This window comes from Enterobacter cloacae complex sp. BZL2005 (assembly GCF_049238885.1).
In the GTDB taxonomy this organism is placed as follows: Bacteria; Pseudomonadota; Gammaproteobacteria; order Enterobacterales; family Enterobacteriaceae; genus Enterobacter; species Enterobacter roggenkampii.
The window spans coordinates 156,412-175,030 of the sequence record NZ_JBMKGI010000003.1 but is presented as its reverse complement, the minus strand read 5'-3'; the positions used below and the strand labels follow the sequence as shown (position 1 = coordinate 175,030).

The window sequence follows — 18,619 nt, the reverse complement described above, 5'->3', positions numbered from 1 at the left end:
TTTAATTAAGTGAGGTTATTCGGCCCAACCGCCGCCCAGCGCGGTGAAGAGGTTAATTTCATTAACCTGCCGGGCATAAATAAGGTCGAGAATATTTTGCTGCGTGGAAAACAGCGACCGTTCCGCGTCTAATACTTCGATATAGCTCACCGCGCCGCTGGTATATAATCCTCTGGCCCGCTGCAGGGTAATGTTTAGCGAATCAAGATACCGTTCTTGCGCAGCAAGCTGCTGGTTGAGGCTGTCCCGCAGCGCGAGCGCGTCGGCAACCTGCCTGAAGGCAGCCTGTATTTTTTGTTCGTAATTCACAACCGACTGCTGCTGACGAATTTCAGCCAGCTTCAGGTTGGCCTTATTCCTGCCCGCATTAAAAATCGGAAGCTCAATTTTGGGGATGAAATTCCACATCCCACTGCCCGCGGTAAACAGGCTGGATAATTCCGTACTGCCTGTTGAAAGCCCGCTGGTCAGGGAAATAGACGGGAAAAAAGCGGCACGTGCGGCGCCGATATTCGCATCGGCCGCGTTAAGCTGATACTCCGCCTCCATAATATCCGGGCGTTGCAGCAGTATCGCTGAAGAAAGATGGGGCGGGAGTTTTACCGGCGCAATATCGCGGGCGTTCATTCCGCTGTCGCCCGGCAATCCGCGATAGGTGCCGAGGAGCAACTGCAGAGCATTGTTGGCCTGCGCCAGCTCCCCCTCTCGTTTGGCAATCTCTGCCTGCGTGCTTTCGATCTGTCCCCGGGCCTGTTCCAGCGCCAGCACGTTGGTGCTCCCCGTCGCCAGCTGGTGCTCAACGAACGCATAAGACTGCCGGTAATTTTTCAGCGTTTCCCGCGCGATGCGCAGCTGTTTATACGCCAGCTGCTGGTTGAAATAGCTCTGCGACACGTTAGAGACAAGCAGAATATGCACCGCGCGACGGGCCTCTTCGCTGGCGAAATAGTTTTGTCGGTCGGCCTCGCTCAGGTTCTTCAGCTTGCCGAAAAAGTCGAGTTCGTAGCTAAGCGCAAGACCGGCGTCGTACTGCCGTGAGGTCGGTTTGTCACTTTTTAGCCCGCCGCTGTACGTGATACCCGCGGATCCATTCAACTGCGGATAACGATCCGCCTCCGTCACGTTGAACTGCGCCCGGGCCTCTTCAATCTTCAGGGCGGCCATTTTGATATCGCGGTTGTTTTTCAGGGCTTCTGTAATCAATCCAGCTATCTGTGGGTCGACGAAGAAGTTGCGCCAGCCGGTGTCCTGATACCCGGCCGCCGCGGGCGTCAGGTCGTTGCGCGAGAGCGAAAACTGCCGGGGTACCGGTGATGCCGGGCGCGGGTATTCAGGCGCCAGCGAGACGCAGCCTGCCAGGATAAATACCGTAGTGATGCTGAGTCGTTTTAACAGGAACATAGCGGTTCAAATCAAGTCCAGAGGGTTTTTAGGGCTACTCTACTGAACGCATCCTGTTTGACCGGTGACAGGATAATGACAATGCTGTCATTTATGGCGTAAGTCATTGTTAACGATCGCGGGCTGACTAGAATGTCATCAGCAGCCAGTCTGGGGAGCAAGATGAAAATACTGATCGTTGAAGACGAAATGAAAACCGGGGAATACCTCAGCAAGGGGCTGACGGAAGCGGGGTTTGTCGTGGATCACGCGGATAATGGCCTGACCGGGTACCACCTCGCCATGACCGCGGAATATGACCTGCTGATTCTGGATATCATGCTGCCCGACGTGAACGGCTGGGATATCGTCCGCATGCTTCGCTCTGCCGGCAAAGGAATGCCCATCCTGTTACTCACGGCCCTCGGGACGATAGAGCACCGGGTTAAAGGGCTTGAGCTGGGCGCGGATGATTATCTGATTAAGCCTTTCGCCTTTGCGGAACTGCTCGCCCGGGTCAGGACGCTGCTAAGACGCGGAAATACGGTGATCGCGGAAAGCCAGCTTCAGGCGGCTGACCTGACGGTTGACCTTGTGTCGAGGAAGGTCAGCCGGGCGGGCAATCGCATCCTGTTAACCAGCAAGGAGTTCAGCCTGCTGGAGTTTTTCATGCGTCATCAGGGCGAGGTGCTGCCCCGCTCCCTGATTGCCTCCCAGGTGTGGGATATGAACTTTGACAGCGACACGAACGCAATAGATGTGGCGGTAAAGCGCCTGCGCGCAAAGATCGATAACGATTTTGAACCCAAGCTGATCCAGACGGTACGCGGCGTAGGCTATATGCTGGAGGTGCCGGATGCCCGTTAAGCCCCTCCGACGCCCGTTCTCGCTTGCGCTGCGGCTGACCTTTTTTATCAGCCTCTCCACCATACTGGCCTTCTTCGCCTTTACCTGGTTTATGCTGCACTCCGTTGAGAAGCACTTTGCCGAGCAGGATATCAGCGACTTACAGCAGATTAGCAGCGCAATTCATCGCATCCTCCAGTCTCCGGCCGATCCCGACCAAAAGAAAATCAGCAAGCTCAAAGAGTCGGTCGCCAGCTACCGCAACGTGGCCGTCCTGCTTCTGGATCCGCAGGGCAATACCCTGTTCAGCTCGGCGCAAGGCGCGGCATTGCGCCCGGCGATGAACACAGCGAACTTTAGCGAACACCGTCAGGCACAGGATGTGTTTCTCTGGACGATAGAAGACCCGGTCAACCCTATGCATGCCGGGTCCGACATGAAAATGGAAACGTACCGGATTATCGCCTCCTCAGGCAGGACAACGCTGCAGGGCAAAACCCAGGACTACGTCATGCTGATCGGGCTCTCAATTAATTTTCATCTCCACTACCTTGAGGCGCTGAAGAAGAATCTTTTTGCCATTGCCGCGGCAATCAGCCTGCTGATTGTGCTGGTGATTCGTATCGCGGTGCGTCAGGGACACTTGCCCCTGCGTAACGTCAGCACCGCCATTAAAAATATCACCTCCGAAAATCTGGATGCGCGACTGGAGCCGTCCCGCGTGCCCGTTGAGCTGGAACAGCTGGTGATCTCCTTCAACCATATGATTGGGAAAATTGAAGATGTCTTTACCCGGCAGGCGAATTTTTCCGCCGACATCGCCCACGAAATCAGAACCCCCATCACCAACCTGGTGACGCAAACGGAAATTGCGTTGAGTCAGAACCGCTCCCAGAAAGAGCTGGAAGATGTCCTCTACTCCAGCCTCGAAGAGTACAACCGGATGACCCGCATGGTCAGCGACATGCTGTTCCTGGCGCAGGCGGATAATAATCAGCTCATCCCGGATCGGGTGATGTTTGATTTAAGCGCTGAGGTGATGAAAGTCTTCGATTTCTTCGAAGCCTGGGCGGAAGAACGCCACGTCTCGCTGAAATTTAACGGGATGCCCTGCCTGATAGAAGGCGATCCGCAGATGTTCAGAAGAGCAATCAATAATCTGCTCTCCAACGCCCTGCGCTATACGCCGGAAGGGAAAACGGTAACGGTCTCCATCAGAAAACGGGATAACGACGTTGAGCTGGTGACAGAAAACCCCGGCACGCCGATCCCGCAGGCGCATCTGCCAAAGCTGTTTGACCGTTTTTATCGCGTCGATCCGTCCAGGCAGCGTAAGGGCGAAGGCAGCGGGATTGGGCTTGCCATCGTGAAGTCCATCGTCACCGCGCACCACGGAAAAGTCCGCGTGGAATCGGATGCGGTGTCGACGCGCTTCATCCTCACGGTGCCGGGGAAAGTGCTCTGAGCGTCAGCAAACTGCGCGGCACACCTCAAGGACCTTTTCCCTGAGCCAGCGATGCGCCGGGTCCCGCTCCATGCGCGGATGCCACATCTGTGACACCGTAATGGTCCGGGTCTTAAAGGGCAGTTCAAAGACGTGCACGCGCTCGGTCATCGCCTGATTGAGCAGGTACAACGCCGGCACAATAGCGATCAGATCGGACGCCAGCGCTACGGATAACGCCGTCGGGAATCCAGGCACCACGCTGGCGATCTTTCGTTTCATCCCCCGCTCCGCCAGCGCGTCGTCCACAGATCCGTGTAACGCCCCATCAGGCGACGCCACCACATGGCCCCAGGCAACATAATCGTCAAGGCTGACCTCAGGCTGTGAAGACAGCGGATGTCCCTTGCGCACCGCGCCAACAAACCGATCCTGAAAGAGCCTTTGCAGCCGTATTTCAGGCCCCATGTTGCTCTGCACGCCGATCTCCAGGTCGACAAGCCCCTCCCGTAAATAGCGCGACGTTTTTTCAGGTTTGGGAGCGAAGCGGATGCAGACCCCGGGCGCAACGCTCGCCACCGCGGCTATGAGCATAGGTCCAAACGCCACGACAAAACCGTCGTTGGCCCGAATAGTGAACAGCCGCTCAAGGCTTTCCACCTTCAGCGTGTCGGTGGAGGGCTGCAGCACCGCCCTCGCCTCGTGCACGGCGCTTCTGGCGCGATCCCGGGTGGCTTCGGCCCAGGGCGTCAGCACCATATGACGCCCGGCCCGCACCAGAATAGGATCGCCGGTCACCTCCCGCAGCCGGCTCAGGGTGCGGCTCATGGCGGAGGTGCTCAGGTTTAAACGTCGCGCCGCGCCCGCCACGCTGGCTTCGGCCAGCAAAACGTCGAGCGCAACCAGAAGGTTAAAGTCAGGATCGGACACGATGGCTCCTCAGATAAGGCGTTATATGCAACGATTAAGTGCAAATGCTGCGTCTTCCGCCCTGTATAGCGCATGATTATAGTTTCGTCATCACTATTCTTATCCGGAGTAACGACGATGACGCTATTTACCAACCAGCCCGGCGATGAAGGTTTACCCGGGCATGAACGCGCCCGGGTCCTGGCCGCCGTCATGACCACCACGCTGATGGGCGTCTTTGACGGCACCATGATCAACATCGCGCTCCCCTCCATGGCTAGAGCGATGCAGGTCCCCGCGAACGTTGCGGTCTGGTTCGCTAACGGTTATCTGCTGTCAGCGGCGATGACGCTGGCTATTTTCGCCGCGCTGGCGGCCCGCGTGGGCTATCGCCCGGTCTTTCTGAGCGGGCTTGCCACCTTTACGCTCACCTCGCTCGGCTGCGCGCTGGCAACAACGCCGGAAATATTAACCGGGATGCGAATTCTGCAGGGCATCGGCGGGGCGGCGACCCTGAGTATTGCTCCGGCGATCCTGCGGTCCGTTTTTCCGGGCCGACTGCTGGGCCGCATTCTGGGGCTGCACGCCCTGCTTATCGCCTCCAGCACGGCGATCGCCCCGGTACTCGGCGGAACAATACTGGACGCACTGAGCTGGCAATGGCTGTTCGCCATTAACCTCATTCCGGGCAGCATCGCCCTGCTGCTGGCGTGGCGGGCCTTGCCGCGGGAATCGGTTGCTGACAGACCGCCCTTTGATGCGCCGGGCGCCGTGCTCTCGGCCGTCCTGTTAGGTTCCGCGATCATGCTGGCCGACAGCCTTCAGCACGTGGCGCAACACATTAGTCTGCAGGCCGTCTTCTGGGGCGTTCTCGCGCTGGTTAGCGCCCTCGCCTTTACCTGGCGGATTCGGCGCGCGCAACATCCGTTACTGCCGCCGGTGATGTTCAGAAACGGGCGCTTCACCCTCGCCGCGCTGACCTCGCTGGCCTCGTTTGTCAGCCAGGGGATCACGTTTGTCGCGCTGCCGTTCCTGTTTCAGAGCGTATATGGCTACAGCCCTGTAGCGTCCGCGCTGCTGTTCACCCCATGGCCGATTGGCATCGTGCTGATCGCGCCGCACGCGGGTCGCTGGGCGGATACGATCTCCGCGCCGCTCATCTCGACCCTCGGGCTGATGGTTTTTGTCGGCGGGCTGGTCCTGCTGGCCACGTTGCCGGACAATCCTTCCGCCTGGAATATCTGCCTGCGCAGTCTGGTATGCGGGATGGGATTTGGCTGCTTCCAGAGCCCCAATAACCGGGAAATGCTCGCTAACGTCGCGCGGGAACATGCCAGCTATGCCTCCGGCGTGTTGTCGATCGTCAGAACATTCGGCCAGTGTCTCGGCGCCGCCGTGGTGGGGGTTCTGCTGGGAGCGGCGGCAGGATGGGACCATCAACATGCTATCCAGGTTGCACTGTGGTTAGCCGTCATCGCCTCGACGGGTTCGGTGGTATTTAGCCTGAGCAGGCTGCGCCCTGCGGGGTCTACAGGCAAGCGTTGCACAATGTAGGCCGGGTAAGCGCAGCGCCACCCGGCAAGAAAGACGGCGCGTTTGTTTACTCCAGCGCCAGCAGCGCAAAGCTCGCCAGCCAGTGCCCGCCGCTGTAGTGGCTGCCAACCACATGCTCGACGCTGGCGGCCAGATGTTTCGTCACCGCCTCGCGCAATGCCGGTTGCGCCGGGTGGCTGGCTGGAAGCGCTTTCGCAATGTGCTTCATACACCATGCGCGGCTGAGGTTTAACCCGTCCAGATGGGCAATTTTCGGGTCGGTACGATCGCTCACTTCCGCCGGGTTCATCAGTGCCGTAACGGCGCCCACCTCAGGCAGAAACGCGTCAAACCAGGCCGGGAAGCCCTCCGACACCTTGCTCATCAGCAGCGCTTCCGTCAGCGCGCCGGAAATATACTCGTCTCCGCCGGGCTCATAATGAGCCGGATAGCGCGTGTCGGCGAGATAAAACCGCTCAGCCGCCGCCAGAATTGCCTGCTCAAGCGCCTTGTCGCCCACTGCGCGACCATAATCCAGCGCCAGCGCGAGGGCAAACGCAGTGTTGTAGTGCGTCCCGACGCGGATCGGATAGGTGAGCTTGCCGAGGTAATCCACCAGCCGGTTGCGAATGTCCTGGGTGAGCGGCTCCAGCGTCTGGTACCAGCCTGCGGCCTGCGGCAGCGACGACTGTTTCAGCTCCTGGGCCAGCGCCAGCAGCCAGCCGTAGCCATACGGCCGCTCAAACGAGGCGCGGAACGGCGCGGTAAAATAGGCCAGCTCCTTCGCCACGTTCTCTTCGGTCAGGTGCTCGTCAAAAAGCGCGACGATCGCGTCCCGACACGGTAATTCTGGATAGAGGCGCACGCAGCGCAGCAGCAGCCAGTAACCATGAACCGCCGAGTGCCAGTCAAAACAGCCGTAGAAAATGGGATGCAGCTCGCGCGGCGGCAGCACGTCACCATCATCATTCAGCAGGTGCATGATGTGGTTCGGGTATTCCTGGCGCAAATAGGTCAAAGGCATGCGGGCAAACGCGTCGGCCTGATGTTGCGTTAATTCCATGACAGCTCCTTAGCGAAACACGAGGAAATACATGAGGAACACGTTGACCACCAGCAGGGTTAACGCGGTCGGGATCTGGATCTTGATCACCTGATATTTGTCTTTCAGCTCCAGCAGCGCGGCGGGAACGATATTGAAGTTCGCGGCCATCGGCGTCATCAGCGTGCCGCAGTAGCCTGCGTACATGCCAATCGCCAGCAGCGGCGCCGGGTTGCCGTGATGCACGTTGATCAGAAACGGCAAGGCGATACCGGCACTTAACACCGGGAAGGCCGCAAACGCATTCCCCATAATCATGGTAAACAGCGCCATCCCCACGCAGTAAATCACCACCAGCATGAAGCGGTTATCCGGGTTCACAAACAGGCTCACCACCTTCTGCACCGAGTCACCCGTGTTGGCCACCACGAACACGCCGCCGAGCATGGCCAGCATCTGCGGCAGGATCACCGCCCAGCCGATGGTATCGACAAGACGGCGGGACTGACGAACGGCATGGAGCGGCGTGCCTTTGGTCAGCCACCAGCCGGTGAGGATCGCCGCGACGCAGGCCACGCACAGCGCCGCCAGGGTGAGCTGTTTCTGATCGAGCAGAAACACGCCGCCGATCGAAACGCCCTTCAGGAATAACGTGCCCAGCACCGTCACCACCGGGATCATCAGCGCCGGCAGGAACAGCCAGTTTTTAAGCCGATTTGACGACGCGACGCGCCCCTCCTCGGTGGACATTTTATAGTGCCCTTTCCCGACGAGACCAAAACCCGCCAGCAGCGCGATAACGATAACGCCGCCGCCAATGATCCGGTACGCCAGTGATTTCCCCAGTTCCTGCACCATCAGATCGCCAAACAGGAAGATCCCGCCAAACAAGAACCAGAACAGCGCGGTAGTAAAGCGCCTCGGGTTGGCGCGATCGCGCAGGGTCATGACAACCAGCAGCATTACGACAAAGCCAATCAGGTAGTACACGCGGTTAATGGTGATAAGCGTCATCATTGCGCGGCCTCCTGCGTACCCTGCTCTGCACGCCAGGCCATCACGTCGCGACGGATGCTCGCATCGAGGCGCAGCAGGCGCGTCATATGAATAATCAATGCCGCGATGGCAGTTGGAATGGCCCACAGGCCGATATGCAGCGGTTCAATGCCCGGAATACCGTTCTCTTTCAGGAACGCGTCGATCAGCAGTACCGCCCCGAAGGCAATAAAGATATCTTCCCCAAAGAAGACCGCGATGTTGTCGCACGCGGCGGCGTGGGCTTTGATTTTGTCGCGGATGTGCTGCGGCAGTTCGCCGTATTCGTTCAGCGCCGCCCCTTCGGCCATCGGTGCCAGCAGCGGGCGCACCGTCTGGGCATGGCCGCCCAGCGACATCAGTCCCAGCGCGGCGGTGCCTTCACGGGCGACAAAGTAAAGCATCAGAATACGCGCCGAAGTGGCGCTGGCGATTTTCGCCACCCAGGCCTGGGCGCGCTCCTTAAGCCCGTAATACTCCAGCAGACCAATCACCGGCAGGATCAGGATGAAGGTGGCCAGCGATCGGCTATTGACGAACTTCTCGCCAAAGGTCTCCAGCAGCATCCCGAAATCCATGCCGACCAGCAGACCCGTCGCAAGCCCCGCCACCACGACCACCAGCAGCGGGTTGAAGCGCAGTGCAAAACCAATAACCACGATCGGTATCCCGATCAGCGGCAGCAGCGTAGTACCGTCCATAACGTTTACCCTATCGAAAGTGAGCGTTGCGCGCCGACGGCTATTTTTTTAATTTGCGGCGAGCGATGTTGTGTTTTGTTGGCAGGCTTCGCAAAACCTGCGCTAAAAAGCTATATCTGAACCTCAAAAACATGTAAACAAATTATCAATAAAATGTTCTTATTTTATCGATGAGTTTACATTTCTGGCTAAGGAACGTTATGACCTCAGAAAAGAGTGCTTCACCCGATCGCGACGATATCAACGAGGGCCGGATCGTCTCTTCCCGCCATCTGGTATCCGAGCGCTGCGCGGAGTTATCAGAGCTGGAATATGCGCTGATCATGACCGGCAACGCGTTTAACAAATGGATGGTGCGCTGCATGACGGCTGCCGGCGAGCCCGATATGGGCGCCTTTGACGTTTCGCTGCTGCATCACGTGAACCACCGCGACCGCAAGAAAAAGCTGGCCGATATCTGCTTCGTCCTCAACGTGGAAGACACCCACGTGGTGACCTATGCGCTGAAAAAGCTGGTCAAAGCAGGCTACGTGACGAGCGAGAAAGCGGGTAAAGAGCTCTTTTTCTCTACAACGGAGGAAGGGAAAGCGCTGTGCATGAAATACCGGGACGTGCGGGAGGCGTGTCTGATTGCGATCCACGCGGAGAGCGGCATTGCTGGGACGTCGATTGGCGAGACCGCGCAGCTGTTACGCACGATCTCCTCCCTGTATGACACCGCCGCCCGGGCGGCGGCGTCACTGTAACTAAGGACGGCGGAACAGCGTAATGCTCCGTCCGGCCAGCGCGTACTCAACGGTTTCGGTGATCGCTGTCCCGGTGGCGGCATCATCCGCCGTAGACAGCTCCAGCACCCATCCCCCTTCGCCAAACTGCGGGATCTGGAACGGCACGGTGCCTTCAAACGGATTGAACAGCATCAGCACGTCGTGCCAGATGCCGTCCTCCTGCTGAAGATCTGGCCTGCTGATGGAGACCCCGAGCGTTGAGCCTTCCTCCCACTGCTCGGCCTGCTGCGGACCGCCCCCGGCATTGAACCAGCGGATCTCCAGCCCGTCGCGCCAGCTTTCACGGCGCAGCAGCGGCTGTTGCGCGCGAAGGGCAATGAGACGACGGGTAAACTCGCGCAGCGCAGCGTCGTTTTCGGAGAGCCCCTTCCAGTCGATCCACGAGATCTCACTGTCCTGGCAGTAGCCGTTGTTGTTCCCCTTCTGCGTGCGGCCAAACTCGTCCCCCGCCAGCAGCATCGGCGTGCCGTGGGAGAACAGCAGCGTGGTCAGGAAATTACGTTTCTGCCGTTCGCGGGTAGCAATAATATCCGGGTTCTCGGTTGGCCCTTCCTCGCCGTAGTTGTACGAGCGGTTATCGTTATGCCCGTCGTTATTGTCCTCGCCGTTGTCGGCGTTATGCTTTTCGTTGTACGACACCAGGTCATTCAGCGTAAAGCCGTCGTGAGCGGTGATGAAGTTGACGCTGGCCCACGGGCGACGCCCACGCAGATCGTACAGATCGCCGGAGCCGAGAAGCCGCGCGGCAAAGTCCGTGGAGACGTTGTCCCCCTTCCAGTACTCGCGAACGGTGTCGCGGTATTTGTCGTTCCACTCCCCCCAGCCCGGCGGGAATCCGCCCACCTGATAGCCGCCGGGGCCAATATCCCAGGGTTCACCAATCAGCTTCAGTCGGGATAAGACCGGATCCTGGGTCATGGCGTCGAAGAAACCGCCGCGCGGATCAAACCCTTCGGGCTCGCGGCCCAGGATCGTCCCGAGGTCGAAACGAAAACCGTCTATGTGCATTGATTCCGCCCAGTAGCGCAGGGAGTCCATCACCATCTGCAGCACGCGCGGGTGCGAGGTATTGACCGTGTTTCCCGTGCCGGTGTCGTTGATGTAGTACCGGTGCTGGTCGGGCAGCGTGCGGTAATAGCTGTAGTTATCAATCCCCTTAAACGAGAGCGTGGGGCCAAGCTCGTTGCCTTCCGCCGTGTGGTTGTACACAACGTCCAGAATCACCTCAATGCCCGCGTCATGGTACGCGCGCACCATATCGCGAAAGCCCTGGATCCCCGCCGGGCCGTAGTAGCGCGACGCCGGAGCAAAAAAGCCCAGCGTGTTATAGCCCCAGAAGTTCTTCAGGCCGCGATCGAGCAGATGCTGATCGTCCGGGAACCAGTGAACCGGCAGCAGCTCCACCGAGGTAATGCCCAGGCTTTTGATGTAGTCGACCGAGGCTTTGTGCCCCATCCCCTCAAACGTCCCGCGCAGCTCGGGCGGAATGGCCGGGTTCATCTGGGTAAACCCTTTCACGTGGCTCTCATAGACAACGGTATGCGGCCAGGGGACGTTCGGCCGGTTGTTGTCCTGCCAGTCAAAGGCGTTCGGGTCGATAACCCTGCATTTCGGCGTAAACGGCGCGCTGTCGCGGGTATCAAAGCTCAAATCCAGCTCGTCATGCCCCAGCGCATAGCCGAAATGGGCGTCGTTCCAGTCGATGTCACCCACCAGTTCGCGAGCGTAAGGGTCAATGAGCAGCTTATGCGGGTTAAAGCGATGACCATTTTCCGGGTCGTAGGGGCCGTAGACGCGATAGCCGTACAGCGCGCCCGGCTTCAGGTCAGGCACATAGCCGTGCCAGATCTCATGGGTATACTCCGGCAGCTCCAGCCGGGCGATTTCCGTTTTCCCGGACGGGTCAAACAGACAGAGCTCCACTCGTTCAGCGTGCGCGGAGAACAGCGCGAAGTTAACGCCCTTCCCGTCATAATTCGCCCCCAACTGCTGGCCATGACCGGCCCGAATTTCAAACGTTGTATCCTTTGCCATTTTCGTTCTCCACAATTATTCGCAGGTAAGCAGAACCAGTACACATCCCTTTTCTGACGTTAAATCCAGCGTCTTTTGCAGAATGCGGCTCTCACCGCTGAACAGATCCCGATAGCGCTTCCCGGCCAGTTCGTCGGGTATCGCCACCGTGGTATTGACCCACAGCTGATGATTATCCGTGACGCCAAAAACCAGACGCGGCACGGCGACAATCAGCGCCTCCTCGTCCTTAACGCGCGCATAAACAATCAGGTTCTCTTCCCGCTCGCCGGTGACCTTAAGCGGCAGCCAGTCGCCGTAGCGGAAAAGCGCGTCGTAGTGCGGTCGAAGCCGCAGCAGCGTGGCGGTAACAAACTGCTTCACCCTACCGTCACGCCAGCAGGTCGGGTTGTCAAACACCGTGGCATCCGCCGCGCTGAGGTGTTGCACCAGGGCCGGAAAGTCCGGCTCGCGTCGGTTATCCGGGTCGACCAGGCTGAAGTTAAGCGCCTCGCTGCCCTGATAGATATCCGGCACGCCGGGCGCCGTCAGCTTGATCGCCGTCTGGCTGAGGCTGTTCATCAGCCCGGCGCGGATAAAGGGCTGCATCGCCTCGCTGAAATCGTGCAGGAACAGGGTGTTGTCCGGCGAAAGCAGGTGCCGCGCGTAGCTCAACACCACGCTCTCATAGCTCTCGTTGCTGTCGATCCAGTCGGTGCGCTGCTTCGCCTCGCGCAGCGCTTTTTCGAGGAAGCCGAGGAACCGCGTTTCGAGTGCTTTAAGCCCTTCAGCGTCGTCCGGTGACAGCGTGGCGGGCCAGACGCCCGCGAGCGCCTGGTAGATCATCCACGTATCGGCGGCGTTCGGCGCGGTACCGTCATTGAGAAAACGCACCTGGGTCTGGTTCATCTGCCGCCAGCGGGCCAGATTTTCCCCCCAGCGTTCCGGGGCTTCCGTCAGGGTGTAAAGGCGCGCCCGGGCGTCTTCCCCGCGCTTGGTATCGTGCGTGGAGGTGCCCAGCAGCGCGTCGGGCTGACGGGCCAGACGAATGCGCATCTCCTGGTGGAAGCGGGATAAGGAAAACGCGCGCGGCGTCGGGTCGGCCCCCACTTCATTGAGCGCAAGCTCAAGGTTGTGGCGAAAGAACAGTGTGTCTTCAACGGACTTCGCCATCAGCGGCCCGGTGAGCTGCTGGAAGCGGGTCCTGAACAGCGCGGCGCTCTCGCGGCAATCTTCCGGCAGGTCGCCGGTAAGAATGCGCACGATCAGGCTGAGCGCCGCTTCCGACGTCTCCACGCTGGCAACCACGCGGTTGAGCAGCGCCACGTCCGGCGGGGTTAACCCCTCGCGAGTGCCGTAGGTGCGGTAGACCGGAAACGCAATAAGCAGCTCGCGCAGCGCGTGGCGGATATCCTCGCGCGGCAGCGCAACCTCATTGCGGCGGGCCAGATCCTCAGCAAGGTTTAGCAGCGTGGTGAATTCACCCTCAAAATTGCGATCGGTCATCAGGCCTTTGGCATCGCGCAGCTCCGCGTGGCGATCGACCGTCACGCCCAGCGTCTCGTCGTGGATTGTCTCCAGGCGCGAGAGGTTATCGTCGTCGACCAGCACCTCCGCCAGCGAGGCGATAAACTCGTAGCCGGTGGTGCCGGATACCGGCCAGTCAGCGGGGAGCTGTTCCCCTTTGGCGAGAATCTTTTCGACCGTGATGTAGCAGTCGGGCCCGGCGGCCTGCCGCAGGCGCTGCAGATAGCCCAGCGGATCCGCCAGGCCGTCGACATGGTCAATGCGCAGGCCGTCCACCACGCCCGCGTGGACCAGCTCAAGGATCAGCCGGTGCGTATCGTCGAAGACCGCATCATCTTCAACCCGAACGCCGACCAGCCCGGTGATCTCAAAGAAGCGCCGCCACGAGAGCTGCTTCGGCGCCTCCCGCCAGGACATCAGCCGCCAGCTTTGCGCCTCGTGCAGCTCGGCAATGCTCTTCTCCTCGCTGTACGTGCCCGGGTTAAGCGGATACTCGGCGTCGTAGTAAACCAGGGCGGCCTTTTTCGTGACAGGGTCACGTTTTAGCGTGATGGCTCCCTTCTCCAGCTCCGCCTCAAAGGTATCGCCAAGAAACGGCAGCGTCAGCGGCCTCGACCAGTCAATGTCAAAATAGTGCGCGTAGCGGCTTTGCTGGCCGTATTCAATCACGTCCCGCCACCAGAGGTTTTCCAGCGAGGTGGACATATGGTTCGGGACAATGTCCAGAATCAGCCCCATGCCGGCCTGCTTAAGCGCCGCGGCCATGCGGTCAAAGCCTTCTCGTCCGCCAATCGCGGGGTCGATTTCATTCGGGTTGGTCACGTCATAGCCGTGGGTAGACCCCGTCGTGGCAGTGAACACGGGCGACGCGTAAAGGTGGCTGATGCCGAGGTCCTTCATATACGGCACCAGCGCCACAACGCGGTCGAAGGTCATGCCGTTACGGAACTGAATACGGTACGTGGCGGAAGGGATCATAACGATGCTTCTCCATCAGCAAAGCGAACGACAATACCGTTCGGGGGTAAAACGTCGTTGAGTTCCGGCCAGGCGAAGCGCGTCTCCCCCGCGAGCGCGGGCAGGTCGACGGGCTTCGTTCCAATATTCAGCGCCAGAGAAAGCGTGCCTGACGGGAAGCGCCAGCTCACCGCCACCATGCCGGGCGCGGTCTTGAGCACATGGCCCTCAACGGCACCGCCCGGATGCAGAAGCGGAACGATATAGCGATGGCGCAGCGTCAACAGATGGCGCGTATAGCGCAGCCACGTTTTGCCCTCGTCGGTGGCGATTTTGTTCCAGTCGAGCTTTGAGCGGATAAACGTGTTCACGTCGTTCGGGTCCGGGACGGTTTCATCGTGCCCGGCATGGCCGCTAAACTCTTTCGCGCGCCCTTCCCGCACCGCCTTTGCCAGTTCGCCGTGAAAGTCGGTGAAGAACAGGAACGGATGCGTTTCACCAAACTCCTCGCCCATAAACAGCAGCGGGATATGGGGGGAAAGCAGCAGCGCGGCGAGCAGCACCCTCGTTTTATCAGCCCCCGCGAGGGAGATAAGCCGCTCGCCCTGGGCGCGATTGCCGGTCTGATCGTGGTTTTGGATGAAATCGACGAAGAACTGCGGCGGCTGCGTGCGGCACTCCACGCCGCGGGATTCGCCGGTTTGCAGCGAAATCTCGCCCTGGTAGACAAAGCCTTCCGCCAGCGCCCGGGCGAACTTTTTCTCCGGCTCAAAGGCAAAGTCCTGGTAGTAGGCGTGCGTCTCACCGGTGGCAAACACGTGGGCAGCGTTGTGAAAATCATCGTTCCATTCGCCGGTAAACAGCGGCGTGTGGCCCTGTTCATCGCGCGGATGCAGAAAAATCACGTTGCGGCTGTCTTCCGTGGTCAGGTGAACGTGCCGGTGTGGTATCGCCTCGCGAATTTTTGCGGCAATCTCCTCGAGAATGTGCGTCCCGGAGCTGTCTTTAATCTGGTCGATGGCATCAAAGCGCAGGCCGTCCAGACGGTACTCCGTCAGCCAGTAGAGCGGTGCGTCGGTGATGTACTGCCTCACCGGCTCGCGCTCGTAAGCGATGCCGTTGCCCCACGGCGTCATTCGATGCTCATCAAAAAACGCGGGCGACAGCAGAGGCAGATAGTTCCCCTCCGGGCCGAAGTGGTTGAGCACGATATCCAGCACCACGGAAAGCCCCAGCCCGTGCGCGGCGTCGATAAACGCGTGGAAATCCTCCGGCGTGCCGTACGCAGAGTGCGGGGCATACAGCAGCACCCCGTCGTACCCCCAGCCGCGGGAACCGCCAAACTGGGAGACGGGCATGACTTCAAGCTGGGTAATCCCCAGCTCCGCCAGATACGGCAGCTTGTCGATCGCCGCCCGGAAGGTGCCCTCCGGGGTAAACGTGCCGATGTGCAGTTCGTAAATGATCGTCTCTTCCCACGGCCGCCCTGCCCAGTCGCGGTTGACCGGCTGGTAACGTCGGGGATCGATCACGACCGAGGGGCCGTTAACGTCGCCCTTTTGCGCCCGCGAGGCAGGATCGGGCACCGCCGTGCCGTCCTGAAGAACAAACTGATATTCTGCACCGTGCCTGACGCCGGGGACGTCCGCCTGAAACCAGCCGTCGCCGGTTGCCGTCATCGGCACGTCGGTGGCGGCAAGACGTAGCGTAAGTTCTTTCTGTCCTTCTGCCCAGACGCGAAAACGTACAACGTCATCGGAAATAAACTCAGCACCCCACTGCTTTTGAAATGTCCTGAATTCCATTCATTGTCCTCGAATGACCCACATTTTACGCGGAACGAAGTACAAGCTTAGTTCAGGATTAAAAGTGCGTGAGCTCAGCGGATTTAACCGCTTCGTCTATTCTTTATGAAATAACTCACTAACGGGAATACTATGCAGATTCGAAAAGGACTCAATACCGACTTCGCACGCCTTGAATGCTGTGACTTTTCTTTCACCATTAGCCACATTGCCCGGGAGCCGTTTATCCACTGTGATTTGCATATTAAAGCCGTGGCAGAGCCGTGGATAAAAACCTACGAACTCGACATTCAAACGCTTGAAAATCACTGCGTTAATCCGGACGCCATATTTCTTGTCGCGGAAACGGACGACGGTGAAATAGCCGGATTTATTACCGCGTCAGTCGGCTGGAATAAATTTATTTCAGTGGATTATATTGCCGTTGAGCGCTCCAAACGCAGAACCGGCGCTGCGCATAAATTAATGGCCGCCGCGCACGTGTGGGCCCGCAGCGTAAACGCGCCGGGATTACGGCTTGAAACACAAAATGTGAACGTCTCTGCCTGCCTGTTTTACCGTCACTACGGATTTACCCTGGGCGGATACGATCGTTATCTCTACAACGCCCTACCGGAAAAAGACGAGGTCGCTCTGTTCTGGTATTACATGCTGGTCTAGCGGAAACACATTGCCACATCACGGTCATATTTCTGTCACTGAATTTCATTACGCTTTCGGGATTTTAACCACGGTGTTGAGGAAAGAAGTGTGAATTCAATGGCTAAGGCATTACTGCTGGCATTACCGGTTTTGAGTGCAGCGGCAGCGGCGACGGCCGCGGAGCACGACCTGTGTGAACCGAAAGCGTACGAAATGGCGCTGCGCTATCAGCAGAAATCGGCAGAGATTATGGCCCTTCAGCTGCAAACCTATCGGTTTGCCACCGAGCGTTTCAACGAAAAGTTAAAGGATCTGAAAACGCCCGAAAATTACGCCGTGGTAATGGACCTGGATGAAACGGTACTGGATAACACCCCTCTGCTGGTGCGCGACATGGAGCAGTGTCACGACTATACGAAATGGGACACCTGGAGCGACTGGGAGAAACAGGGAAAACCCGGCTTAATTCCGGGGGCGAAAGCGTTTCTTGACCACGTGAATCAAAGCAAGGTCCGCATCTACTATGTCTCGGATCGTATGCAGGAAAACAAAGCCGACACGCTGAAGACGTTAAACGCTCTCGGCCTGCCGCAGGTATCTGACGAAAGCGTGCTGCTGGATACGGTCAGCAAGGAAGAGCGCCGTCAGAGCATCCTCAAAAAGCAGCAGATCGTGATGCTGTTCGGCGACAGCCTGCCGGATTTCGCCGTGCAGTTTAAAAACAAAAAGCCGAGTGAGCAGCAGCGTGAACTGGTTGAGGCCAGCGCGGAACACTTCGGCAACGACTGGATTGTGCTGCCTAATGCCGCTTATGGTTCATGGTCCAAAGCCACGCCGGACAGCTGGAACGCACCGCTGAAAAAATAATGTCTTACGGGCCGGGAAAGCTATCGCGCGCCTTCCCGGCCCTTCGGTTTCCTATCCATCCCGTTTATAGGTCCTATCATTTCTGGGCAGGTTCTTATAATTTTACGGAGCAGTAAGATGAGCACTTTCAAAGGAGACTCGTATGCTTACCGTGAAAAAACTTGCTCTTTCCACGCTGATTTCCAGCTCACTGCTTTTCTACCCTGCGCTCCAGGCCTCCGCAGAAACGCCGCAGCACGTCGTTAAACAACCGGCGGGCGGTTACAGCGTGCAGGTCGGCGACGTGCTTGTCACCTCGTTTACCGACGGGACCGTCGCGCAGGATCTGCACAAGCTGCTGCGCCGGACAACGCCGCAAAACATTGATGCGCTGCTCGCAAAAAATTTTCAGACCAACCCGGCTGAGGTCTCCATCAACGCGTTTCTGATTGCGATACCCGGACATAAAATTCTGGTGGATACCGGCTCGGGCCAGCTCTTTGGTCCTGATACCGGCGGACGTCTGGTTGAGAGCCTCGCTACGCAGGGTATAAAACCCGAGGACATCACTGAAGTCCTGCTGACCCACGCCCACTCCGATCATGCGGGCGGCCTGGTGAAAGACGGCAAGGTAGTGTTCAGCAACGCGCGCGTTTTCGTTGGCAAACCGGACATCGACTTTTTCTTTAACGACGACAATCAGAAGAAAACCGGCTACGGCAAGAACTACTTCGACGTCGCGCAGAAGACCTTAAAACCCTATCTTGACGCGGGTAAAGTGGTGCCGTTTAGCGGCACATCGGAGATTCTTCCGGGGCTTACCGGCACGGTTCATCCCGGACACACGCCGGGTTCAGCCTTCTACACCCTGACAAGCAAAGGCGAGAAGATCACCTTTGTCGGCGACATCATTCACGCCGCGGCGGTCCAGTTCCCGCAGCCTGCGGTGACCATCACCTACGATGAAGATGAGAACAAAGCGGCAAGCGTACGCGAGCATGCGTTCGCTGACTTTGTGAAAAATAAGGACCTCATTGCCGCGCCCCATCTGCCTTTCCCGGGCATCGGCTATGTGACGAAAGGCGAGAAAGGCGGCTATGCCTGGGTCCCTGTGACCTATACCAACCGGGACGCCAGCAGAGCGAAATAAG

15 protein-coding genes are annotated in these 18,619 nt (G+C 58.7%); 7 read left to right on the top strand and 8 right to left on the bottom strand.

Going from position 1 to position 18,619, the window contains the following annotated elements:
• Nucleotides 1–15 precede the first annotated feature (15 nt).
• On the bottom strand, nucleotides 16–1,401 hold the full coding sequence (locus ACOTXI_RS08135) for an efflux transporter outer membrane subunit (RefSeq protein ID WP_058654441.1): 1,386 nt from the start codon (nucleotides 1,399–1,401) through the stop codon (nucleotides 16–18).
• 162 nt (nucleotides 1,402–1,563) lie between these two features.
• On the opposite strand from ACOTXI_RS08135, the gene ACOTXI_RS08130 reads away from it, so the two are divergent.
• The gene (locus ACOTXI_RS08130) at nucleotides 1,564–2,247 is read left to right on the top strand and encodes a copper/silver response regulator transcription factor (RefSeq protein WP_008503517.1); all 684 of its coding nucleotides are present in this window, start codon (nucleotides 1,564–1,566) and stop codon (nucleotides 2,245–2,247) included.
• Nucleotides 2,237–3,691, top strand: coding sequence for a Cu(+)/Ag(+) sensor histidine kinase (locus tag ACOTXI_RS08125; protein ID WP_058654442.1), 1,455 nt, complete (start codon nucleotides 2,237–2,239; stop codon nucleotides 3,689–3,691). Before ACOTXI_RS08130 ends, ACOTXI_RS08125 begins: the two co-directional genes overlap by 11 nt.
• A 3-nt stretch (nucleotides 3,692–3,694) precedes the next feature.
• Here ACOTXI_RS08125 and ACOTXI_RS08120 read toward each other — a convergent pair whose 3' ends face one another.
• Complete coding sequence (locus tag ACOTXI_RS08120) at nucleotides 3,695–4,600, bottom strand: LysR family transcriptional regulator (RefSeq protein WP_058654443.1); 906 nt, start codon at nucleotides 4,598–4,600, stop codon at nucleotides 3,695–3,697.
• A 117-nt stretch (nucleotides 4,601–4,717) separates the two neighbouring features.
• Here ACOTXI_RS08120 and ACOTXI_RS08115 point away from each other — a divergent pair, with 117 nt between their 5' ends.
• The gene (locus ACOTXI_RS08115) at nucleotides 4,718–6,133 is read left to right on the top strand and encodes an MFS transporter (protein WP_058654444.1); all 1,416 of its coding nucleotides are present in this window, start codon (nucleotides 4,718–4,720) and stop codon (nucleotides 6,131–6,133) included.
• A 46-nt stretch (nucleotides 6,134–6,179) separates the two neighbouring features.
• On the opposite strand, the gene ACOTXI_RS08110 is transcribed toward ACOTXI_RS08115, so the two are convergent.
• From ACOTXI_RS08110 to ACOTXI_RS08100, 3 genes are read right to left on the bottom strand one after another with little or no spacing between them, the layout of a single operon-like run.
• Entirely contained in the window at nucleotides 6,180–7,175 is a 996-nt protein-coding gene (locus ACOTXI_RS08110; protein ID WP_032651865.1) for a DUF2891 domain-containing protein, read from the bottom strand.
• A 9-nt stretch (nucleotides 7,176–7,184) separates the two neighbouring features.
• Nucleotides 7,185–8,171, bottom strand: a complete 987-nt coding sequence (locus ACOTXI_RS08105; RefSeq protein WP_087855454.1) for a DUF979 domain-containing protein — start codon at nucleotides 8,169–8,171, stop codon at nucleotides 7,185–7,187.
• Nucleotides 8,168–8,890: a DUF969 domain-containing protein gene (locus ACOTXI_RS08100; RefSeq protein ID WP_021240145.1), complete on the bottom strand. Its 723-nt coding sequence runs from the start codon at nucleotides 8,888–8,890 to the stop codon at nucleotides 8,168–8,170. Before ACOTXI_RS08100 ends, ACOTXI_RS08105 begins: the two co-directional genes overlap by 4 nt.
• 200 nt (nucleotides 8,891–9,090) lie before the next feature.
• On the opposite strand from ACOTXI_RS08100, the gene ACOTXI_RS08095 reads away from it, so the two are divergent.
• A complete protein-coding gene (locus ACOTXI_RS08095) occupies nucleotides 9,091–9,636 on the top strand; it encodes a winged helix DNA-binding protein (RefSeq protein ID WP_058654446.1) in 546 nt (181 codons plus the stop codon).
• Here the strand turns inward: ACOTXI_RS08095 and glgX are convergent, their stop codons facing one another.
• Genes glgX through treZ form a run of 3 tightly spaced genes read right to left on the bottom strand, consistent with a single transcriptional unit; the run spans nucleotide 9,637 to nucleotide 15,980 of the window.
• Nucleotides 9,637–11,712: a glycogen debranching protein GlgX gene (gene glgX, locus ACOTXI_RS08090; protein WP_058654447.1), complete on the bottom strand. Its 2,076-nt coding sequence runs from the start codon at nucleotides 11,710–11,712 to the stop codon at nucleotides 9,637–9,639.
• 15 nt (nucleotides 11,713–11,727) lie between these two features.
• Nucleotides 11,728–14,196, bottom strand: a complete 2,469-nt coding sequence (gene treY / locus ACOTXI_RS08085) for a malto-oligosyltrehalose synthase (protein WP_058654448.1) — start codon at nucleotides 14,194–14,196, stop codon at nucleotides 11,728–11,730.
• The gene (gene treZ, locus ACOTXI_RS08080) at nucleotides 14,193–15,980 is read right to left on the bottom strand and encodes a malto-oligosyltrehalose trehalohydrolase (protein WP_058654449.1); all 1,788 of its coding nucleotides are present in this window, start codon (nucleotides 15,978–15,980) and stop codon (nucleotides 14,193–14,195) included. Before treZ ends, treY begins: the two co-directional genes overlap by 4 nt.
• A gap of 132 nt (nucleotides 15,981–16,112) precedes the next feature.
• Here treZ and ACOTXI_RS08075 point away from each other — a divergent pair, with 132 nt between their 5' ends.
• From ACOTXI_RS08075 to ACOTXI_RS08065, 3 genes are all read left to right on the top strand, one after another.
• Nucleotides 16,113–16,640 carry a GNAT family N-acetyltransferase gene (locus ACOTXI_RS08075; protein ID WP_058654450.1) on the top strand — a complete coding sequence of 176 codons (528 nt, stop codon included), beginning with the start codon at nucleotides 16,113–16,115 and terminating at the stop codon, nucleotides 16,638–16,640.
• A gap of 99 nt (nucleotides 16,641–16,739) precedes the next feature.
• Nucleotides 16,740–17,489 carry a 5'-nucleotidase, lipoprotein e(P4) family gene (locus ACOTXI_RS08070; RefSeq protein ID WP_198921528.1) on the top strand — a complete coding sequence of 250 codons (750 nt, stop codon included), beginning with the start codon at nucleotides 16,740–16,742 and terminating at the stop codon, nucleotides 17,487–17,489.
• A gap of 142 nt (nucleotides 17,490–17,631) precedes the next feature.
• On the top strand, nucleotides 17,632–18,618 hold the full coding sequence (locus ACOTXI_RS08065; protein WP_058654451.1) for an MBL fold metallo-hydrolase: 987 nt from the start codon (nucleotides 17,632–17,634) through the stop codon (nucleotides 18,616–18,618).
• Nucleotide 18,619 lies beyond the last annotated feature (1 nt).

Bases quoted from the DNA above. Each gene is read 5' to 3' on its own strand.
- treZ (WP_058654449.1), bottom strand. From the start codon at position 15,980: ATGGAATTCAGGACATTTCAAAAGCAGTGGGGTGCTGAGTTTATTTCC.
- ACOTXI_RS08070 (WP_198921528.1), top strand. From the start codon at position 16,740: ATGGCTAAGGCATTACTGCTGGCATTACCGGTTTTGAGTGCAGCGGCA.
- ACOTXI_RS08095 (WP_058654446.1), top strand. From the start codon at position 9,091: ATGACCTCAGAAAAGAGTGCTTCACCCGATCGCGACGATATCAACGAG.
- ACOTXI_RS08125 (WP_058654442.1), top strand. From the start codon at position 2,237: ATGCCCGTTAAGCCCCTCCGACGCCCGTTCTCGCTTGCGCTGCGGCTG.
- ACOTXI_RS08110 (WP_032651865.1), bottom strand. From the start codon at position 7,175: ATGGAATTAACGCAACATCAGGCCGACGCGTTTGCCCGCATGCCTTTG.
- ACOTXI_RS08115 (WP_058654444.1), top strand. From the start codon at position 4,718: ATGACGCTATTTACCAACCAGCCCGGCGATGAAGGTTTACCCGGGCAT.
- ACOTXI_RS08130 (WP_008503517.1), top strand. From the start codon at position 1,564: ATGAAAATACTGATCGTTGAAGACGAAATGAAAACCGGGGAATACCTC.
- ACOTXI_RS08135 (WP_058654441.1), bottom strand. From the start codon at position 1,401: ATGTTCCTGTTAAAACGACTCAGCATCACTACGGTATTTATCCTGGCA.
- treY (WP_058654448.1), bottom strand. From the start codon at position 14,196: ATGATCCCTTCCGCCACGTACCGTATTCAGTTCCGTAACGGCATGACC.
- ACOTXI_RS08065 (WP_058654451.1), top strand. From the start codon at position 17,632: ATGCTTACCGTGAAAAAACTTGCTCTTTCCACGCTGATTTCCAGCTCA.
- glgX (WP_058654447.1), bottom strand. From the start codon at position 11,712: ATGGCAAAGGATACAACGTTTGAAATTCGGGCCGGTCATGGCCAGCAG.
- ACOTXI_RS08100 (WP_021240145.1), bottom strand. From the start codon at position 8,890: ATGGACGGTACTACGCTGCTGCCGCTGATCGGGATACCGATCGTGGTT.
- ACOTXI_RS08105 (WP_087855454.1), bottom strand. From the start codon at position 8,171: ATGATGACGCTTATCACCATTAACCGCGTGTACTACCTGATTGGCTTT.
- ACOTXI_RS08075 (WP_058654450.1), top strand. From the start codon at position 16,113: ATGCAGATTCGAAAAGGACTCAATACCGACTTCGCACGCCTTGAATGC.